At 64.5% G+C, this 15,894-nt stretch carries 14 protein-coding genes and 1 riboswitch; of the genes, 8 read left to right on the plus strand and 6 right to left on the minus strand.

Annotated elements, in window-relative coordinates:
• Positions 1–48: 48 nt before the first annotated feature.
• From purH to ruvB, 4 genes are all read left to right on the plus strand, one after another.
• Complete coding sequence (gene purH, locus C7C56_RS07665; protein ID WP_106756847.1) at positions 49–1,635, plus strand: bifunctional phosphoribosylaminoimidazolecarboxamide formyltransferase/IMP cyclohydrolase; 1,587 nt, start codon at positions 49–51, stop codon at positions 1,633–1,635.
• A 174-nt stretch (positions 1,636–1,809) separates the two neighbouring features.
• On the plus strand, positions 1,810–2,346 hold the full coding sequence (gene ruvC / locus C7C56_RS07670; protein ID WP_106756848.1) for a crossover junction endodeoxyribonuclease RuvC: 537 nt from the start codon (positions 1,810–1,812) through the stop codon (positions 2,344–2,346).
• Positions 2,347–2,364: 18 nt separating this feature from the next.
• Positions 2,365–2,943 carry a Holliday junction branch migration protein RuvA gene (gene ruvA, locus C7C56_RS07675; protein WP_106756849.1) on the plus strand — a complete coding sequence of 193 codons (579 nt, stop codon included), beginning with the start codon at positions 2,365–2,367 and terminating at the stop codon, positions 2,941–2,943.
• Positions 2,944–2,972: 29 nt separating this feature from the next.
• Positions 2,973–4,037 carry a Holliday junction branch migration DNA helicase RuvB gene (gene ruvB, locus C7C56_RS07680; protein WP_106756850.1) on the plus strand — a complete coding sequence of 355 codons (1,065 nt, stop codon included), beginning with the start codon at positions 2,973–2,975 and terminating at the stop codon, positions 4,035–4,037.
• Between the two features lie 6 nt (positions 4,038–4,043).
• Here the strand turns inward: ruvB and C7C56_RS07685 are convergent, their stop codons facing one another.
• Complete coding sequence (locus C7C56_RS07685) at positions 4,044–4,244, minus strand: HVO_A0114 family putative DNA-binding protein (RefSeq protein WP_229458372.1); 201 nt, start codon at positions 4,242–4,244, stop codon at positions 4,044–4,046.
• A 404-nt stretch (positions 4,245–4,648) separates the two neighbouring features.
• On the opposite strand from C7C56_RS07685, the gene C7C56_RS07690 reads away from it, so the two are divergent.
• The gene (locus C7C56_RS07690; protein WP_106756851.1) at positions 4,649–6,424 is read left to right on the plus strand and encodes a DUF885 domain-containing protein; all 1,776 of its coding nucleotides are present in this window, start codon (positions 4,649–4,651) and stop codon (positions 6,422–6,424) included.
• A gap of 63 nt (positions 6,425–6,487) precedes the next feature.
• Here C7C56_RS07690 and C7C56_RS07695 read toward each other — a convergent pair whose 3' ends face one another.
• Positions 6,488–6,919, minus strand: coding sequence for a hypothetical protein (locus tag C7C56_RS07695; RefSeq protein ID WP_106756852.1), 432 nt, complete (start codon positions 6,917–6,919; stop codon positions 6,488–6,490).
• Between the two features lie 26 nt (positions 6,920–6,945).
• On the minus strand, positions 6,946–7,410 hold the full coding sequence (yidD, locus tag C7C56_RS07700) for a membrane protein insertion efficiency factor YidD (protein WP_106756853.1): 465 nt from the start codon (positions 7,408–7,410) through the stop codon (positions 6,946–6,948).
• A gap of 139 nt (positions 7,411–7,549) precedes the next feature.
• On the opposite strand from yidD, the gene C7C56_RS07705 reads away from it, so the two are divergent.
• On the plus strand, positions 7,550–7,999 hold the full coding sequence (locus C7C56_RS07705; protein ID WP_106756883.1) for a YaiI/YqxD family protein: 450 nt from the start codon (positions 7,550–7,552) through the stop codon (positions 7,997–7,999).
• A gap of 143 nt (positions 8,000–8,142) precedes the next feature.
• Here the strand turns inward: C7C56_RS07705 and C7C56_RS07710 are convergent, their stop codons facing one another.
• From C7C56_RS07710 to C7C56_RS07720, 3 genes are all read right to left on the minus strand, one after another.
• The gene (locus C7C56_RS07710) at positions 8,143–8,589 is read right to left on the minus strand and encodes a DUF2147 domain-containing protein (protein ID WP_106756884.1); all 447 of its coding nucleotides are present in this window, start codon (positions 8,587–8,589) and stop codon (positions 8,143–8,145) included.
• 17 nt (positions 8,590–8,606) lie between these two features.
• Positions 8,607–11,414 (minus strand): valine--tRNA ligase, encoded by a 2,808-nt coding sequence (locus C7C56_RS07715; RefSeq protein WP_106756854.1) that lies wholly within the window; start codon positions 11,412–11,414, stop codon positions 8,607–8,609.
• 135 nt (positions 11,415–11,549) lie between these two features.
• Positions 11,550–13,127, minus strand: a complete 1,578-nt coding sequence (locus tag C7C56_RS07720; RefSeq protein ID WP_106756855.1) for a S8 family serine peptidase — start codon at positions 13,125–13,127, stop codon at positions 11,550–11,552.
• Between the two features lie 437 nt (positions 13,128–13,564).
• A riboswitch (TPP riboswitch) is annotated at positions 13,565–13,675 on the plus strand.
• Positions 13,676–13,762: 87 nt separating this feature from the next.
• Here C7C56_RS07720 and thiC point away from each other — a divergent pair.
• Complete coding sequence (gene thiC / locus C7C56_RS07725) at positions 13,763–15,676, plus strand: phosphomethylpyrimidine synthase ThiC (protein ID WP_106756856.1); 1,914 nt, start codon at positions 13,763–13,765, stop codon at positions 15,674–15,676.
• Positions 15,677–15,678: 2 nt separating this feature from the next.
• On the plus strand, positions 15,679–15,882 hold the full coding sequence (thiS, locus tag C7C56_RS07730; protein WP_106756857.1) for a sulfur carrier protein ThiS: 204 nt from the start codon (positions 15,679–15,681) through the stop codon (positions 15,880–15,882).
• Positions 15,883–15,894: the final 12 nt, after the last annotated feature.

The raw sequence follows: 15,894 nt of genomic DNA on the forward strand, positions 1-15,894 counted from the left end.
GGCCGCCACCCCGCAAACACCAAACACACCACAACCTAGGCCACTCCCATGATCCAACAAGCCCTCATTTCCGTTTCCGACAAGACCGGCGTGCTCGACTTCGCGCGCGCCCTGTCCGCGCTCGGCGTCAAGATCCTGTCCACCGGCGGCACCGCCAAACTGCTCGCCGACAACGGCGTGGCGGTGACGGAAGTGGCCGACTACACGGGCTTTCCCGAGATGCTCGACGGGCGCGTCAAGACCCTGCACCCGAAGGTGCACGGCGGCATCCTCGCGCGGCGCGACTTTCCGGACCATGTGGCCAAGCTGAGCGAGCACAACATTCCGACCATCGACATGGTCGTGGTCAACCTGTATCCGTTCCAGCAAGCCGTGGCCAAGGACAGCTGCACGCTCGAGGACGCGATCGAGAACATCGACATCGGCGGCCCGACCATGCTGCGCTCGGCGGCCAAGAACCACAAGGATGTGGTCGTCGTGTGCGACCCGGCCGACTACGGCCGCGTGCTGGCAGAAATGAAGGGCACGGGCGCGGCCGCCGGCGACGTCGGCTACGACACCAAGTTCATGCTCGCCAAGAAAGTGTTCGCGCACACCGCGCAATACGACGGCGCGATCACCAACTACCTGACCAGCCTGGGCGAGGACAAGGCGCACGCGAGCCGCGCGGCCTATCCGCAAACCCTGAACATGAGCTTTGAGAAGGTGCAGGACATGCGCTACGGCGAGAACCCGCACCAGACGGCCGCCTTCTACCGCGACCTGGCGCCGGCCGCCGGCGCGCTGGCCAACTACCGCCAGCTGCAGGGCAAGGAGCTGTCGTACAACAACATCGCCGACGCCGACGCGGCCTGGGAATGCGTCAAGTCGCTCGGCGGCCTGGGCCAGCCGGCCGGCTGCGTGATCGTCAAGCATGCCAACCCGTGCGGCGTGGCGATCGGCGCCGATTCCTTCGACGCCTACAGCCGCGCGCTGCAGACCGATCCGACGTCGGCCTTTGGCGGCATCATCGCCTTCAACACCGAAGTCGACGCCAGGACCGCCGAGGCGATCGCCAAGTTGTTCGTCGAGGTGCTGATCGCGCCCGGGTTCACCGACGAGGCGCGCCAGCTGATGGCCGCCAAGCAAAACGTGCGCGTGCTCGAGATCGCGCTCGGCGTCGGCCAAAACCCGTTCGACGTCAAGCGCGTCGGCGGCGGCCTGCTGGTGCAGTCGCCCGACGCCAAGAACGTCGGCCTCGGCGACTTGCGCGTGGTCACCAAGCTGCAACCGACCCAGCAGCAACTGCGGGACCTGATGTTCGCCTGGCGCGTGGCCAAGTACGTCAAGTCGAACGCGATCGTATTCTGCGGCAATGGCATGACGCTGGGCGTGGGGGCGGGGCAGATGAGCCGCATCGATTCGGCCCGGATCGCCTCGATCAAGGCGCAGAACGCCGGCCTCGTGCTGACCGGCTCGGCCGTGGCCTCGGACGCGTTCTTCCCGTTCCGCGACGGCCTCGACGTGGTGGTCGACGCCGGCGCGAGCTGCGTGATCCAGCCGGGCGGTTCGATGCGCGACCAGGAGGTGATCGACGCCGCCGACGAGCGCGGCGTGGTCATGCTGTACACCGGCGCGCGCCATTTCCGTCACTGATTATTGCCTGGGCGCCGCGGGAATCGCGGCGTCTCCTAGTTCGCCACAAAGTAAAAAAAGCAACCTCGTCCCCGCATGCGCGAGGACGATGTGGCTTTTTCCGCAGAATCAGCCGTTGCCGTTTTCACTTCGCATTGGCGACCGCTCCCTTGCCCAGCAGTATATGATTCACACATGATTATTCTGGGCATCGACCCCGGCCTGCGCACGACGGGCTTCGGCGTCATCGAAAAACAAGGCAGCAAGCTGCGCTACATCGCCTCGGGCACCATCAAGACGGTGGCCGAGGGCGAGTTGCCCGGCCGCCTGAAAATCATCCTGCGCGGCATCGTCGAGGTCGTCGCGACCTACCGGCCCGACTGCGCCGCGATCGAGAAAGTGTTCGTCAACGTCAACCCGCAGTCGACCCTGTTGCTGGGGCAGGCGCGCGGCGCCGCCATCACGGCGCTCGTGTCCGCCGACCTCGACGTGGCCGAATACACCGCCTTGCAGGTCAAGCAGGCGGTGGTGGGGCACGGCAAGGCGGCCAAGGAGCAGGTGCAGGACATGGTCGCGCGCCTGCTGGTGCTGCCCGGCCTGCCCGGCAGCGACGCCGCCGACGCGCTCGGGGTTGCCATATGCCACGCCAACAGCCATGATGCGCTGGCGCTGATCGGCGCGCTCGCACCCGGCCTGAAGGGTTTGCGCATGAAGCGCGGCCGTCTCGTTTAAACATCCACAAGGCATCAGATGATTGGTCGCATTTCCGGAATCCTGCTCGAAAAAAATCCCCCGCAACTGCTGGTCGATTGCAATGGCGTCGGCTACGAGGTCGACGTGCCCATGAGCACCTACTACAACCTGCCGCAACTGGGCGAGAAGGTCACGCTGTTCACGCACCAGGCGATCCGCGAGGACGCCCATTTGCTGTTCGGTTTCGGCAACGCGGCAGAACGCACCGTGTTCCGCCAGTTGATCAAGATCACCGGCGTCGGCGCGCGCACCGCGCTGTCGATCCTGTCGGGCATGACGATCGCCGACCTGGCCCAGGCCGTCACCCTGCAGGAGGCGGGCCGGCTGGTCAAGGTACCCGGCATCGGCAAGAAGACCGCCGAGCGGCTGCTGCTCGAGCTCAAAGGCAGGCTCGGGGCCGACCTCGGCAGCGCCGGCGGCGTGGTCCACAACGACGCACAATCCGATATTCTCAACGCGCTGCAGGCGCTGGGGTATTCTGACAAGGAGGCGCTGGCCGCGATCAAAAACATGCCGGTCGGAACCACCGTATCGGACGGCATCAAGTTCGCACTCAAGGCCTTGTCCAAGGGCTAAGCGGAATCAACTACCAGCAGGGTTAAGCAATGAGCATCCAGACCGACGATTTCAGCGAGCAGCGCGTCATCGCCGCCACGCCCGCCTCCCCGAACGAGGAGGCGATCGAGCGCGCCTTGCGCCCAAAGCACCTCGACGAGTACATCGGGCAGGAAAAAATCCGCGGCAAGTTCGAGATCTTCATCGCCGCCGCGCGCAAGCGCCGCGAGGCGCTCGACCACACTTTGCTGTTCGGCCCGCCGGGCTTGGGCAAGACCACGCTGGCGCACATCATCGCGCGCGAAATGGGGGTCAACCTGCGCCAGACCTCGGGCCCGGTGCTCGAGCGCCCGGGCGATCTGGCGGCGATTTTGACCAATCTCGAAGCCAACGACGTGCTCTTCATCGACGAGATCCACCGCCTCTCGCCGGTGGTCGAAGAAATTCTGTACCCCGCGCTCGAGGACTACCAGATCGACATCATGATCGGCGAGGGCCCGGCCGCGCGCTCGGTCAAGCTCGACTTGCAGCCGTTCACGCTGGTCGGCGCGACCACGCGCGCGGGCATGCTGACCAATCCCTTGCGCGACCGCTTCGGCATCGTCGAGCGGCTCGAGTTTTACACCGCGGCCGAGCTGGCGCGCATCGTCACGCGCAGCGCGGCCCTGCTCAACGCCCCGATCGTCGACGACGGCGCGCACGAGATCGCCATGCGCGCGCGCGGCACCCCGCGCATCGCCAACCGGCTGCTGCGGCGCGTGCGCGACTACGCCGACGTCAAGGGCACGGGCGAAATCACCAAGGCGATGGCCGACGCCGCGCTCGTCATGCTCGACGTCGACACGGTCGGCTTCGACGTGATGGACCGCAAGCTGCTCGAGGCGGTGTTGTTCAAGTTCGGCGGCGGTCCGGTCGGCATCGGCAACCTTGCCGCGGCCATCGGCGAGGCGGCCGACACCATCGAGGATGTGCTCGAACCTTATCTGATCCAGCAAGGCTATCTGCAGCGCACCCCGCGCGGCCGGGTCGCCACGCCGCTGGCCTACGCGCACTTCGGCGTTGCCGCCCCGCGCACGGGACCCAATGGCGAGCTGTGGGACAACTTGCAAGGTTGATGTAGGCTAGAACGCGATCTTGACCGCGTCGTAGGGAAAGATAATAGCGCCGTCATCGGTGCGCCCGAGGACGCCGGCATTCAATAACGCGTCGATATCGCCCCCGACAGTTTGGAGGTCGCGGTCGACCCGGCGCGCAGCGTCGTGTACGCAGACTGGCCCCGCACCGCATAATGCGTCGAGTAGCGCCCGGCGATCGGACGTCATAACGCTCCATGCCAATTCTGCGCTACCAAATGTAATGTGCTCGGATTAGTCTGGCGTACCGCGGTGCCAGGTCTCAACGAACTTCGCCATCGCCGCATCGGACGATTGCAGCGAAAACGTGACTGTTTTCATTGTCCTCCCCAGTTGGCCCGGCGTGCTCCACCTGAATCCTGATCCTGATCCCGGCGCCTGCCGCTGTCAAGCGCTCCAACAGTGCGCGCCGCGCCTGGCCCCCCATTGTTACGTTCCAATCCCGCAAATGTGCAGCCTGTCACTTCGCGCGCCCGGCGCCAAGCCGCCTCGCCTATAGTGCAACATCCCCGGCTTTTCGCCCAAAACACGATCAGCCGGGCAATCTGACGCTGGCCCCAGACCAGAACCAAGAGCAACCTTTAAGGAACTCCATGAAACCTTTCCGTTCGATCGGCGCGTCCGCGCTGCTGTTTTCCCTGATCCTCGGCGTGGCCCACGCCGCCGCGCCCGACCTCGACAGCCGCCGCAAGGCGCTCGACAGCCTGATCAAGGAGCAGTGGGAATACACGATGCGCAACAACCCCGAGTGGGCGTCGATCATCGGCGACAAGCGCTACAACGACCGCCTCAGCGATTTCTCGCAGGCTGCGATCGAGGCCGACCTCAAGGCCAGCGCCGACTGGCTCCAACGTTTCGAGGCGATCGACACGGCCGGCTTTCCCGTGCAGGAGCAATTGAACAAGGACCTGATGGTGCGCTCGCTGCGCCAGGGCATCGAGGGCGCGCGCTTCAAGGACTGGCAGATGCCGGTCGCGCAAAACTCGGGCATCCACCTCGACATGCCGCAACTGGCCGCCTCGCTCGCATTCGACACCGTCAAGGACTACGAGGACTACATCGCGCGCCTGCGCCAGCTGCCGCGCTTGTTCAACGAGACCACGATCCAGATGCAGAAGGGCATCAAGGACGGCATGATGCCGCCCGATTTCCTGATTCCCAAAATCGCCAAGCAAAGCGACACCATCGCCGCCATGAAGGCCGCCGCCTCGCCCTTCGCCGAGCCGCTCACGCGCCTCCCGGCCACGTTTTCAAACGCCGACAAGGCGCGCCTGCGCAAGGAGATGCTGGCCGCGATCGACAACGGCGTGATGCCCGCGTACAAAAAATTCTCGACCTTCGTCAAGACCAAGTACCAGCCGCACGGGCGCAAGCATGTCGGCCTGTGGTCGCTGCCGGACGGCGAGGCGCGCTATGCCTTCCGCGCCAAGGCCTCGACCACGACCGACAAGACACCCGAGGAAATCCACCAGATCGGCCTGGCCGAGGTCGCCCGCATCGAAGGCCAGATGCTCTCCACCGCCAACAAACTCGGCTTCAAGGACTTGAAGTCGTTCAACGCGAGCATCGCCGCCAACCCGGACCTGCGTCCGAAGTCGCGCCAGCACATCATCGACCTGTACAACAAATACACGGACCAGATGTACGCGAAGTTGCCGGAGCTGTTCACCTTGATGCCGAAGGGGAAGATGAAGGTCGTCCAGATCGAGGAGTTCCGCGAGAAGGGCGCGTCCGGGGCGCAATACAACCAGGGCACGCGGGACGGCTCGCGCGTCGGCCGCGTGATGGTCAACACGGGCGACTTCGCCAAGCGTTCGACGATCGGCATCGAGACCACCGCGTTGCACGAGGGCGTGCCGGGCCACCACATGCAGATCGCGATCGCGCAGGAATTGCCGGCGTTGCCGCAATTTCGCACGCAGGGCAACTACACCGCCTACGCCGAGGGCTGGGCGCTGTACTCCGAGCGGCTGGGCCAGGAGACCGGCTTCTTCAGCGATCCGTACAGCTATTACGGCCACCTGCAGGACGAGATGCTGCGCGCGATCCGGCTCGTGGTCGACACCGGCCTGCACTACAAGAAGTGGAACCGCCAACAGGTTGTCGATTACTTCCATGACCACTCGGGCATCGAGGAGGTCGAAGTCCAAAGCGAGACCGACCGCTACATCGTGTGGCCGGGCCAGGCGCTGGGCTACAAGATCGGCCAGCTCAAGATCCTCGAGCTGCGCGCCTACGCCAAGGAGCAGCTCGGCGGCAAGTTCGACATCCGCGCCTTCCACGACCAGATCCTGGGCGCGGGCGCCTTGCCGCTCGATGTGCTCGAGGCGCGCGTCAAGACTTGGGTCGCGGGGCAGAAAGGCGCCTAAGCCACGCTAGCGCCAGACGAACCCGCGTTGTGCCGCGTGGCATGCGCGGGTTTTTTTTATGTCCTACAAGGTCGACCAAACCTGCTTCAGGCCGATCAGGTGGACAACGCCGAAGACGGCGCAGACGCCCGCGCTCCACAGCCAGAACGTGAGGCTGTTGCCGGGAATGATTTTCATGAGCGGGTAGAAGGCGAAGCCGCGCAGCAAATACACGGCGGTGATCGCGCACAATACCGGGCGCAGCAGTGGCAGCCGCGGCAGCACGCCCGCGCCCGACAGCGCGTAGGCCGACCAGCTCAGCAAAACGAGGGTGATCACGAGCGTGATCTTGGTCGGGTAGGCCGAGCCGGCTTCGGCCATGAGCGCCATCTTTTCGCCGGCGCCGAAAAAGCGGTACCACGGGGCGCCAAAGAATATGCACCCAAGATGCATGGCGGCGGCGATGGCGCTCAGTGCGGCGCCGGCGATCAGAAACGCGTTGGCTTGTGTGGTCATGCTGATTCCTTTGTCTGGCGGATGGTTTACCTGTTGCCGCCCGAGGGCGGCGGGATGTGGCGCTCCTCGTCCCGCCTGCGCTTTTTCTTGTCGGAGCTGCCGCAATCGATGATGTCGGTGGCGCAGCCGCAGGCCTTGCCTCCCTTGTCGCACATTCCGCCGCCACCGCCGGTGCCCGGCATGTCGCAGCCGGGGTCGCAATCGCAGAAGCCCGCTTGCCGGTTGACCGAGCGCAGCGCGGGCGCGTGGTAACGGCGGTAGGCGAGGCCGCATTTGAAGAGCCGGCCGCGCAACACTTGCACCCCTTGAAAGGCGCCATAGCGGCGGACCGCCCGGTAGCCCAGCGTGGAGCAACTCGCGTTGCCCGTCATTGCGCAATAGGCGCAACGGAATCCCTTGTAGGGCGAGATGAAGCGCCGGTAGAAGCGGATCAAGCCCAGCGCGAGCGCGCGCAGGACGCTGTCGATGGGATTGCTGAACGTTTTATGCATGTCTGCCTTGACGGGCTAGATGATAATTTATTAAGAATAGTGCGAGTATGCAGGCGTTGCCCGGTTCAATCAACCATTTGTCGATGCCGGCCCGTTTATACTTGCGCGTTAATGTTTTCACGGGATGCGCCAACAGATGATGCAAATTTGGGTCGATGCGGACGCCTGCCCGGTGGTGATCAAGGAAATCCTGTTCCGCGCCGCCGACCGTAAGCAGATCGTCACCACGCTGGTCGCGAACCAGCTCATGCGCGTGCCGGGCTCGCGCTTCATCCGGGCCCTGCAGGTGCCGGCCGGGGCCGACGTGGCCGACGCCGAGATCGTGCGCCTGTTGTCGGCGGGCGACCTGGTTGTCACGGCAGATATCCCGCTGGCCTCGCTGGTGCTCGGGAAGGGTGGCTTCGCGCTCAATCCGCGCGGCGAGTTTTACACCAAGGACAACATCGCACAGGCCCTGTCGATGCGCGCCTTTCTCGAGCAGTTGCGCGAAGGCGGCGTCGACACGGGCGGGCCGCCGCCGTTCGGCCAGGCCGACCGCCAGAATTTCGGCAACCAGCTCGACCGGCACCTGGCAAAACACGCGAGATAGGCGCGCAGCTAGTCAATATTGAATTGCGCTTGCACGCGCTATGCGATCTTGCATAGCACTCGGCCTATATGAAAATGAAAAAAGCCACGTGCATCCGGTCGGGCCGGCGTGCGCGTGGCTTTTTGTACTTCAAAGCGAGGAAACTACTCCTGGCGCACCCAGGTCTGCGAGCGCCCGAACATCGGCACCCCGACATAGCCGCGCACCTTGAGCTTTTTGCCGCCCTCGACCAGCGACATCTTGCTCTTGTAGACCTTGCCGTTGTCCGGGTCGAGGATGCTGCCGCCGGCAAACTCCTCGCCGTCCTTCTTCAGGCCCCACATGAACATCATGCCGATCACGGGTTGGCCCTTGTTGGCGCCGTCGCACAGCGTGCAGACCGGATTCTGCTCCGTGCCGGGCTTGCGGAACAATTTCTCGATCTTGCCCTGCAGCTCGCCTTGGTTGTCGCTGATGCGGATCAGCGCCTTCGGCTGGCCCGTGACGTCGTCGATGTTCTTCCACAAGCCGACCGGCGTCGCGTCGGCGGCCCAGGCGGCGGGCAGGGCCAGCACCAGGGCGCTGAGGCAGGCGATTTTCAAAAGGCGCATCGTGGTCTCCAAAGGAATTAATCAGCGTTCAGTTTAGCAAACTGCTCACGCAATTTGGCGATTGTTGCTGAGAAATTGACAAGCCTTTCGTTCTCCAGCGCCACCACGGCGGCCGGCGCGCGCGCCACGAAACTCTCGTTGCCGAGCTTGCCGTGGATCTTGGCGATCTCGCCGTCGATGCGCGTGATCTCCTTCGAGATGCGCTCGCGCTCGGCGGCGACGTCGATCTCGACCTTGAGCATGAGCTTGGTGGTGCCGACCACCGACACGGCCGCCGGCGACTCCGGCAGCGCGTCGACGATGTTGACCTCCGACAGCTTGCCGAGCATCTGGATGTAGGGCGCGAAGCTGGCCAGCCGCGCGCGGTCGGCGGCGTCGCCCGCCTCCATGATCAGCGGGACCCGCAACTGCGGTGAAATCTTCATCTCGCCGCGCAGGTTGCGGGTCGAGTCGGTGAGCGCCTTGAGCTGGCCCATCCATTGCTCGGCGGCCTCGTCGATCAGGGCCGCGTCCGCCTCCGGATACGGCTGCATCATGATCGAAGCGGCATCCGCGGCAAGCTTCTTGCCGGCCAGCGGCGCGATCGTCTGCCACAGCTCCTCGGTGACGAACGGAATGATCGGATGGGCCATGCGCAGGATCACCTCGAGCACGCGGAGCAGGGTGTGGCGGGTCGCGCGCTGCTGGCCTTCGGAGCCGTTCTGGACCTGGACCTTGGCCACCTCCAGATACCAGTCGCAAAACTCATCCCAGACGAATTTGTAGATGGCGGCGGCGATGTTGTCGAAGCGGTAGTCCTGGAAACCCTTGGCCACCTCGAGCTCGGCGCGCTGCATCATAGAAACGATCCAGCGGTCGGCCTGCGACAGGTCGGCCGGGCTGGCGCCGCAATCCTTTCCCTCCGTGTTCATGAGCACGAACTTGGTCGCGTTCCACATCTTGTTGCAGAAGTTGCGGTAGCCCTCGGCGCGGCCGAGGTCGAAATTGATGTTGCGTCCCAGCGAGGCGTAGCTGGCCATGGTGAAGCGCACGGCGTCGGCGCCGTAGGCGGCGATGCCCTCCGGGAACTCGCGGCGCGTGGCCTTGGCTATTTTTTCGGCCGCGCGCGGGTTCATCAGCCCGCTCGTGCGCTTTTCGACCAAGGCGTCGATGCCGACGCCGTCGATCAGGTCGATCGGGTCGAGCGTGTTGCCCTTGGATTTGGACATCTTCGCGCCCGTCGAGTCGCGCACCAGGCCGTGCACGTACACCGTCTCGAACGGCACCTTGCCCGTGAAGTGCGCGGTCATCATGACCATGCGCGCGACCCAGAAGAAGATGATGTCGAAGCCGGTCACCAGCACCGACGAGGGCATGAACATCTTCATGTCCGGGGTTTCCTCGGGCCAGCCCATGGTCGAGAACGGCACCAGCGCCGACGAAAACCAGGTGTCGAGCACGTCGTCGTCGCGCCGCAGCGCGCCGGTCGAGCCGGCGGCCGCCGCCTTGGCCTGGGCCTCCTGCTCGCTACGCGCCACAAAAATATTGCCCGCCTCGTCGTACCAGGCGGGAATCCGGTGGCCCCACCACAGCTGGCGCGAGATGCACCAGTCCTGGATGTTCTCGAGCCACTGGTTGTAGGTCGTGCTCCAGTTTTCAGGCACGAACTTGATCTCGCCCTGCGCCACTTTTTCAAGCGCGACCTCGGCGATCGACTTGCCGGGGAAGAAGGTGCCTTCCGGCGCCGGCTTGCTCATCGCCACGAACCACTGGTCGGTGAGCATCGGCTCGATGACCACGCCGGTGCGATCGCCCCGCGGCACCATCAGCTTGTGCGGCTTGGTTTCGGCCAGCAGGCCGAGCGCCTCGAGGTCGGCCACGATCTGCTTGCGCGCGGCGAAGCGGTCCATGCCGGCGTAGGCGCCGGGGGCGTCGTCGGTGATCTTGGCGTCGAGCGTGAGGATGCAGATTTTTTCCAGATTGTGGCGCTGGCCGACCGCATAGTCGTTGAAGTCGTGCGCGGGCGTGATCTTGACGCAGCCGGTGCCGAACTCCTTGTCGACATAGCTGTCGGCGATGACCGGGATTTCGCGGTCGGTCAGCGGCAGCTTGAGCATCTTGCCCACCAGCGGCAGGTAGCGCTCGTCGGTCGGGTCGACCGCCACGGCGACGTCGCCGAGCATGGTCTCGGGGCGCGTGGTCGCGACCGTGAGCTCGCCGCTGCCGTCGGCCAGCGGGTAGCGGATGTACCACATGAAACCGTCTTCCTCCTCGGACACGACCTCGAGGTCGGACACCGCCGTGCCGAGCACCGGATCCCAGTTGACGAGCCGCTTGCCGCGGTAGATCAGGCCCTGCTCGAACAGGCGCACGAAGACCTCGGAGACGACCTTCGAGCGCGGCTCGTCCATCGTGAAGTACTCGCGCCGCCAGTCGGGCGAGGTGCCCATGCGGCGCATCTGCCCGGTGATGATGTTGCCCGATTTTTCCTTCCACTCCCAGACCTTCTCGACGAAGGCCTCGCGCCCGAGGTCGTGGCGCGAGATCTTTTGCGCGTCGAGCTGGCGCTCGACCACGATCTGGGTCGCGATGCCCGCGTGGTCGGTGCCCGGGATCCACGCCGTGTTAAAGCCGCGCATGCGGTAGTAGCGGGTCAGCCCGTCCATGATGGTCTGGTTGAACGCGTGCCCCATGTGCAAGGTGCCCGTCACGTTCGGCGGCGGCAGCTGGATGCTGAACGCGGGCTTGCCCTCGTCCATGGTGGCGGCGAAGTAGCCGCGTTGTTCCCACTCTGTGCGCCAGAACTGTTCAATGTCGGCGGGCTCGAAAGACTTGGCTAATTCCATGGTGTGTAGGGCTTCAAATAGGCGAAAACACCCATTATAGTTGACCGGCGCCGGCCTGCGCCGGGCCGGGGGCGGTTTTTGTAAGGACGAAAAAAAAGGACGCCGGAGCGTCCTTTTTTAGATGCCGCGTGCTGCTTAGTTGCCGCAACCGAGGTTCGTGATACGGGTGTGCATCGTCTTGGCTTGCACCAGGCCGTTACCGTACTTGTTGTCCTTGCCGACCGGGCCGAGGTCCAGTGCCGACTTGTTCATCGAAGCGCGGATCTGTGCGCCCGTGCAAGTTGGGAAGTAGCTCCACACCAGCGCGGCGACGGCCGACACGTGCGGGGTGGCCATCGAGGTGCCGTCGAAGTAGGCGTAGCTGTTGGCAGCGACGCCAACCGTTGTCGATTGGCCGAGTTGACCCATCATGGCCGCGCCTTCAGCATCGCTCGCCGTCACCGACGGGATGGTGCTGACGACGGTGCCCATGGTGCCGCCGAAGCCGCCAGCGACGTTGTTGTAGATCGCCGCGCCGACGCCGCCGCTGTTCTGGCAGTTCATCACTTTGGTGGCGAAGTCGATCACGCCGCGCGAGATCAGGCAAACCTTGCCCGACATCGAGCCGGCGGTCACGACGTCGCCGTTGCCGAAGTTGGCCAAAGCGCCCGTGGCGACCTTGACTGGCGAACCGTCCATGCCGCCCGGTGCGTACGTCACGCCGCCGACGACCAGGGTCGGCGCGCTGCCGGAACCGGTTGGCACCGTCGAGAGCACGTTCACGCCAGGACCGGCGATTTCAACCGAGCTGTTGTACTGCGAGAACGTTGCCCACGCTTTGGCTTCGTCGACAGCGCCGACCATCATGACGCTGGTGTAGCCGGCAGGGTAGGAAACCACGGTGTTGCCGTCGTTGCCGGCAGCGGCGATGCTCAGGACGCCGGCGGCGGCGAGCTTGTCGAAAGCGTTCTTCTCGGTACGGTTCGAACGGCCGCCGCCGAGCGACATGCTGATCACGTTGGCGCCGGCCGCGCCGCACTTGTTGGCGGCGGTGGCCAGGGAGGACGAATATGCCCAGCCCGCGGCGCTGAACACCTTGACGATGTGCAGTTTCAGCTTGTTGTTCGCATTGACGCCGACCACGCCGGTGCCGCTGTTGTTGAGGGCGGCGATGGTGCCGGCGACGTGGGTGCCGTGGCTGTTCTCGTCGGTGTACCACCAGCCGGTGCCCGCATCGTACTCACCGGTGATGTTGGTGCCGCTGCTCAGATCTTCGTGGGCGCGGTCGTAGCCGGAGTCGATAATGCAGACCTTGCGGTTGCCGGCGTTGATGTCGGACAGTTGGTCGGCCTGGACTTGCTTGATGCCGTAAGGGACCAATTGGCCGAGTGCGTAAGGGGTGCCGGTCGAAGGCGAGGTGCCTGCGAAAGGCACGCGCTTCTCGTCGACTTCGATGTATTCAATGTTTGGGTTGTTCTGCAGGCCTTTGAGGCCGTTGGCCGACACTTCGATCGACATGGCGTTCATGCCCATGATTTCGTGCTTGACGGAACCTTTCGCAGCTGCGACGGCCGACTTCACGTTAGCGGCTTTGCCCGGTTTGAACGCGACGATCATGCGTGTCGTGTCAGTGGCTGCGGCCGAAGCACTACCCAGAACTCCTACTGCGACGCCGGCTACCAGTACTTTGACAGCCAGGGAGAGCTTGGATACTGCGAATTGTTTTTGCGTCATGTGTATTTCTCCGATTGATATATTTAGACTGTCGCCGTTGACTTGTGGCCCCGGTGCAGTGGTTGTTATAAGTAGTACCAAACACAATTGCCTGTTCGTGAGGCAATGCAGCGAATGTAGGGGTTTTTTTTAGTGCAATCAATCGAAGAAAATGTGCGAATGCAGCAAGTGTTGTATTGTTTATGTGTGCAATTGTATTTGTTTGTAATCTCCGATTTCGATGCTATTATTTTGCGCGTTGATGGGTCCGCCACGTGAAACAAGGTACATTGCCGGGCGGCAATGCCCTATGGGGCGAAAAAATCACGCAAAAACGGACGCTTCGGCGTCCTTTATTATTTGAGCAAGTGTTGTTGCGCGACACATACCAAAAGGCGCCGCGCGGGTCCGGAACGCGCAAAAGAAACGTTGTATAATCCATCCGCTGCCGCAACGCAGCAAAACGCTAGGGGTCCTGCAAATCGCGAACAATCGCGCCGCGCGGGTGAGAAACACCCTCTGAACCTGATCTGGATAATGCCAGCGAAGGGAAGCCAGTAAGAACCGTGAGCGGGAGCCATTCCCGCGCGCCCCGCGCCCGCCGCAAGCCCCGGTTCCCCGACTCCTTTGCTGGCTCCTGCCCCCAAAGGAGCCACATGAACGCACCACTGAAATTCGATTCCGCCAGCGCCACCGTCGACCTGGCCGCCATCGCCCCGTTCCCCAACTCGCGCAAAGTGTATGTGCAAGGCAGCCGGCCCGACCTGCGCGTGCCGATGCGCGTCATCGAACAGGGCGCCACCGGCGACGACTTCGGCGGCGAGCCCAACGCGCCGGTGTATGTCTACGACACCTCGGGCCCGTACACCGATCCCGAGGCCAGCATCGACATCCGCGCCGGCCTGGCCACGCCGCGCCAGGCCTGGATCGACGCGCGCGCCGACACCGAGTCGCTCGACGGTCCCAGTTCGCGCTACGGCGCCGCGCGCCAGGGCGACGCCAGCCTCGACGCCCTGCGTTTCACGGCGCGCCGCCCGCCGCGGCGCGCCCTGGGCGGCGCCAACGTGACCCAGAAGCACTACGCGCGCCGCGGCATCGTCACCGCCGAGATGGAATTCGTCGCGATCCGCGAGAACCTGCAGCGCCGCCAGTACCTCGAGGCGCTGGGCGCGGCCGGTCCAACCGGGCAGCGCAACGCCGCCCTGATGGCGCGCCAGCACCCGGGCCAGAGCTTCGGCGCCGCCATCCCGGCCGAGATCACGGGCGAGTTCGTGCGCCAGGAGATCGCCCGCGGGCGCGCCATCATCCCGGCCAACATCAACCACCCGGAACTCGAGCCGATGATCATCGGGCGCAATTTCCTCGTCAAGATCAACGCCAACATCGGCAACTCGGCCGTGACCTCGTCGATCGGCGAGGAGGTCGACAAGCTGACCTGGGCGATCCGCTGGGGCGCCGACAACGTCATGGACCTGTCGACCGGCAAGAACATCCACGAGACGCGCGAATGGATCATCCGCAACAGCCCGGTCCCGATCGGCACCGTGCCGCTCTACCAGGCGCTCGAAAAGGTGGGCGGCAAGGCCGAGGACCTGACCTGGGAGATTTTTCGCGACACCCTCATCGAACAGGCCGAGCAGGGCGTCGACTACTTCACGATCCACGCCGGCGTGCTGTTGCGCTATGTGCCGATGACGGCCAAGCGGCTAACAGGCATCGTCTCGCGCGGCGGCTCGATCATGGCCAAGTGGTGCTTGGCGCACCACCGCGAATCGTTCCTGTACACCCATTTCGAGGACATCTGCGCCATCATGAAGGCCTATGACGTCGCCTTTTCGCTCGGCGACGGCCTGCGCCCGGGCTCGATCTACGACGCCAACGACGAGGCCCAGCTGGCCGAGCTCAAAACGCTCGGCGAGCTCACCGAGCTGGCTTGGAAGCACGACGTGCAGGTCATGGTCGAGGGCCCGGGGCACGTGCCGATGCAGCTCATCAAGGAGAACATGGACCTGCAGCTCGAGCAATGCGGCGAGGCCCCGTTCTACACGCTCGGTCCGCTCACGACCGACATCGCGCCCGGCTACGACCACATCACCTCGGGCATCGGCGCGGCCCTGATCGGCTGGTACGGCACCGCGATGCTGTGCTACGTCACGCCCAAGGAGCACCTCGGCCTGCCCGACAAGGACGACGTCAAGGACGGCATCATCACGTATAAAATCGCGGCCCACGCGGCCGACCTGGCCAAGGGCCACCCGGGCGCCCAGATCCGCGACAACGCGCTGTCGAAGGCGCGCTTCGAGTTCCGCTGGGACGACCAGTTTAACCTCGGGCTCGACCCCGACCGGGCGCGCCAGTTCCACGACCAGACGCTGCCCAAGGAGTCGGCCAAGGTGGCCCATTTCTGCTCCATGTGCGGACCCCATTTCTGCTCGATGAAGATCACCCAGGAGGTGCGCGCTTACGCCGCCACGCTGGGCGTGTCGGACGCGGCCGCGCTCGAGCGGGGCATGGAGGTCAAGGCGATCGAATTCGTCAAAAAAGGGACCGAAATCTACAGCAAGGGATGAGCATGATCGAGATCGAACTCAACGGCGAGCCCCACGCGGTCGCGCCGGCGTGCACCCTGTCCGGCCTGGTCGAAGGGCTCGGGCTGGGACAACAGGCGCTGGCGCTCGCGGTCAACCGCGCGGTGGTGCCGAGGGCGCAATGGCCGCAGCGCGTGTTGAATGCGCGCGACCGGGTCGACCTGGTGCGCGCCATCGGCGGCGGCTGAAAAGCTACATCG

The organism is Massilia glaciei, assembly GCF_003011895.2.
GTDB lineage: Bacteria > Pseudomonadota > Gammaproteobacteria > Burkholderiales > Burkholderiaceae_D > Telluria_A > Telluria_A glaciei.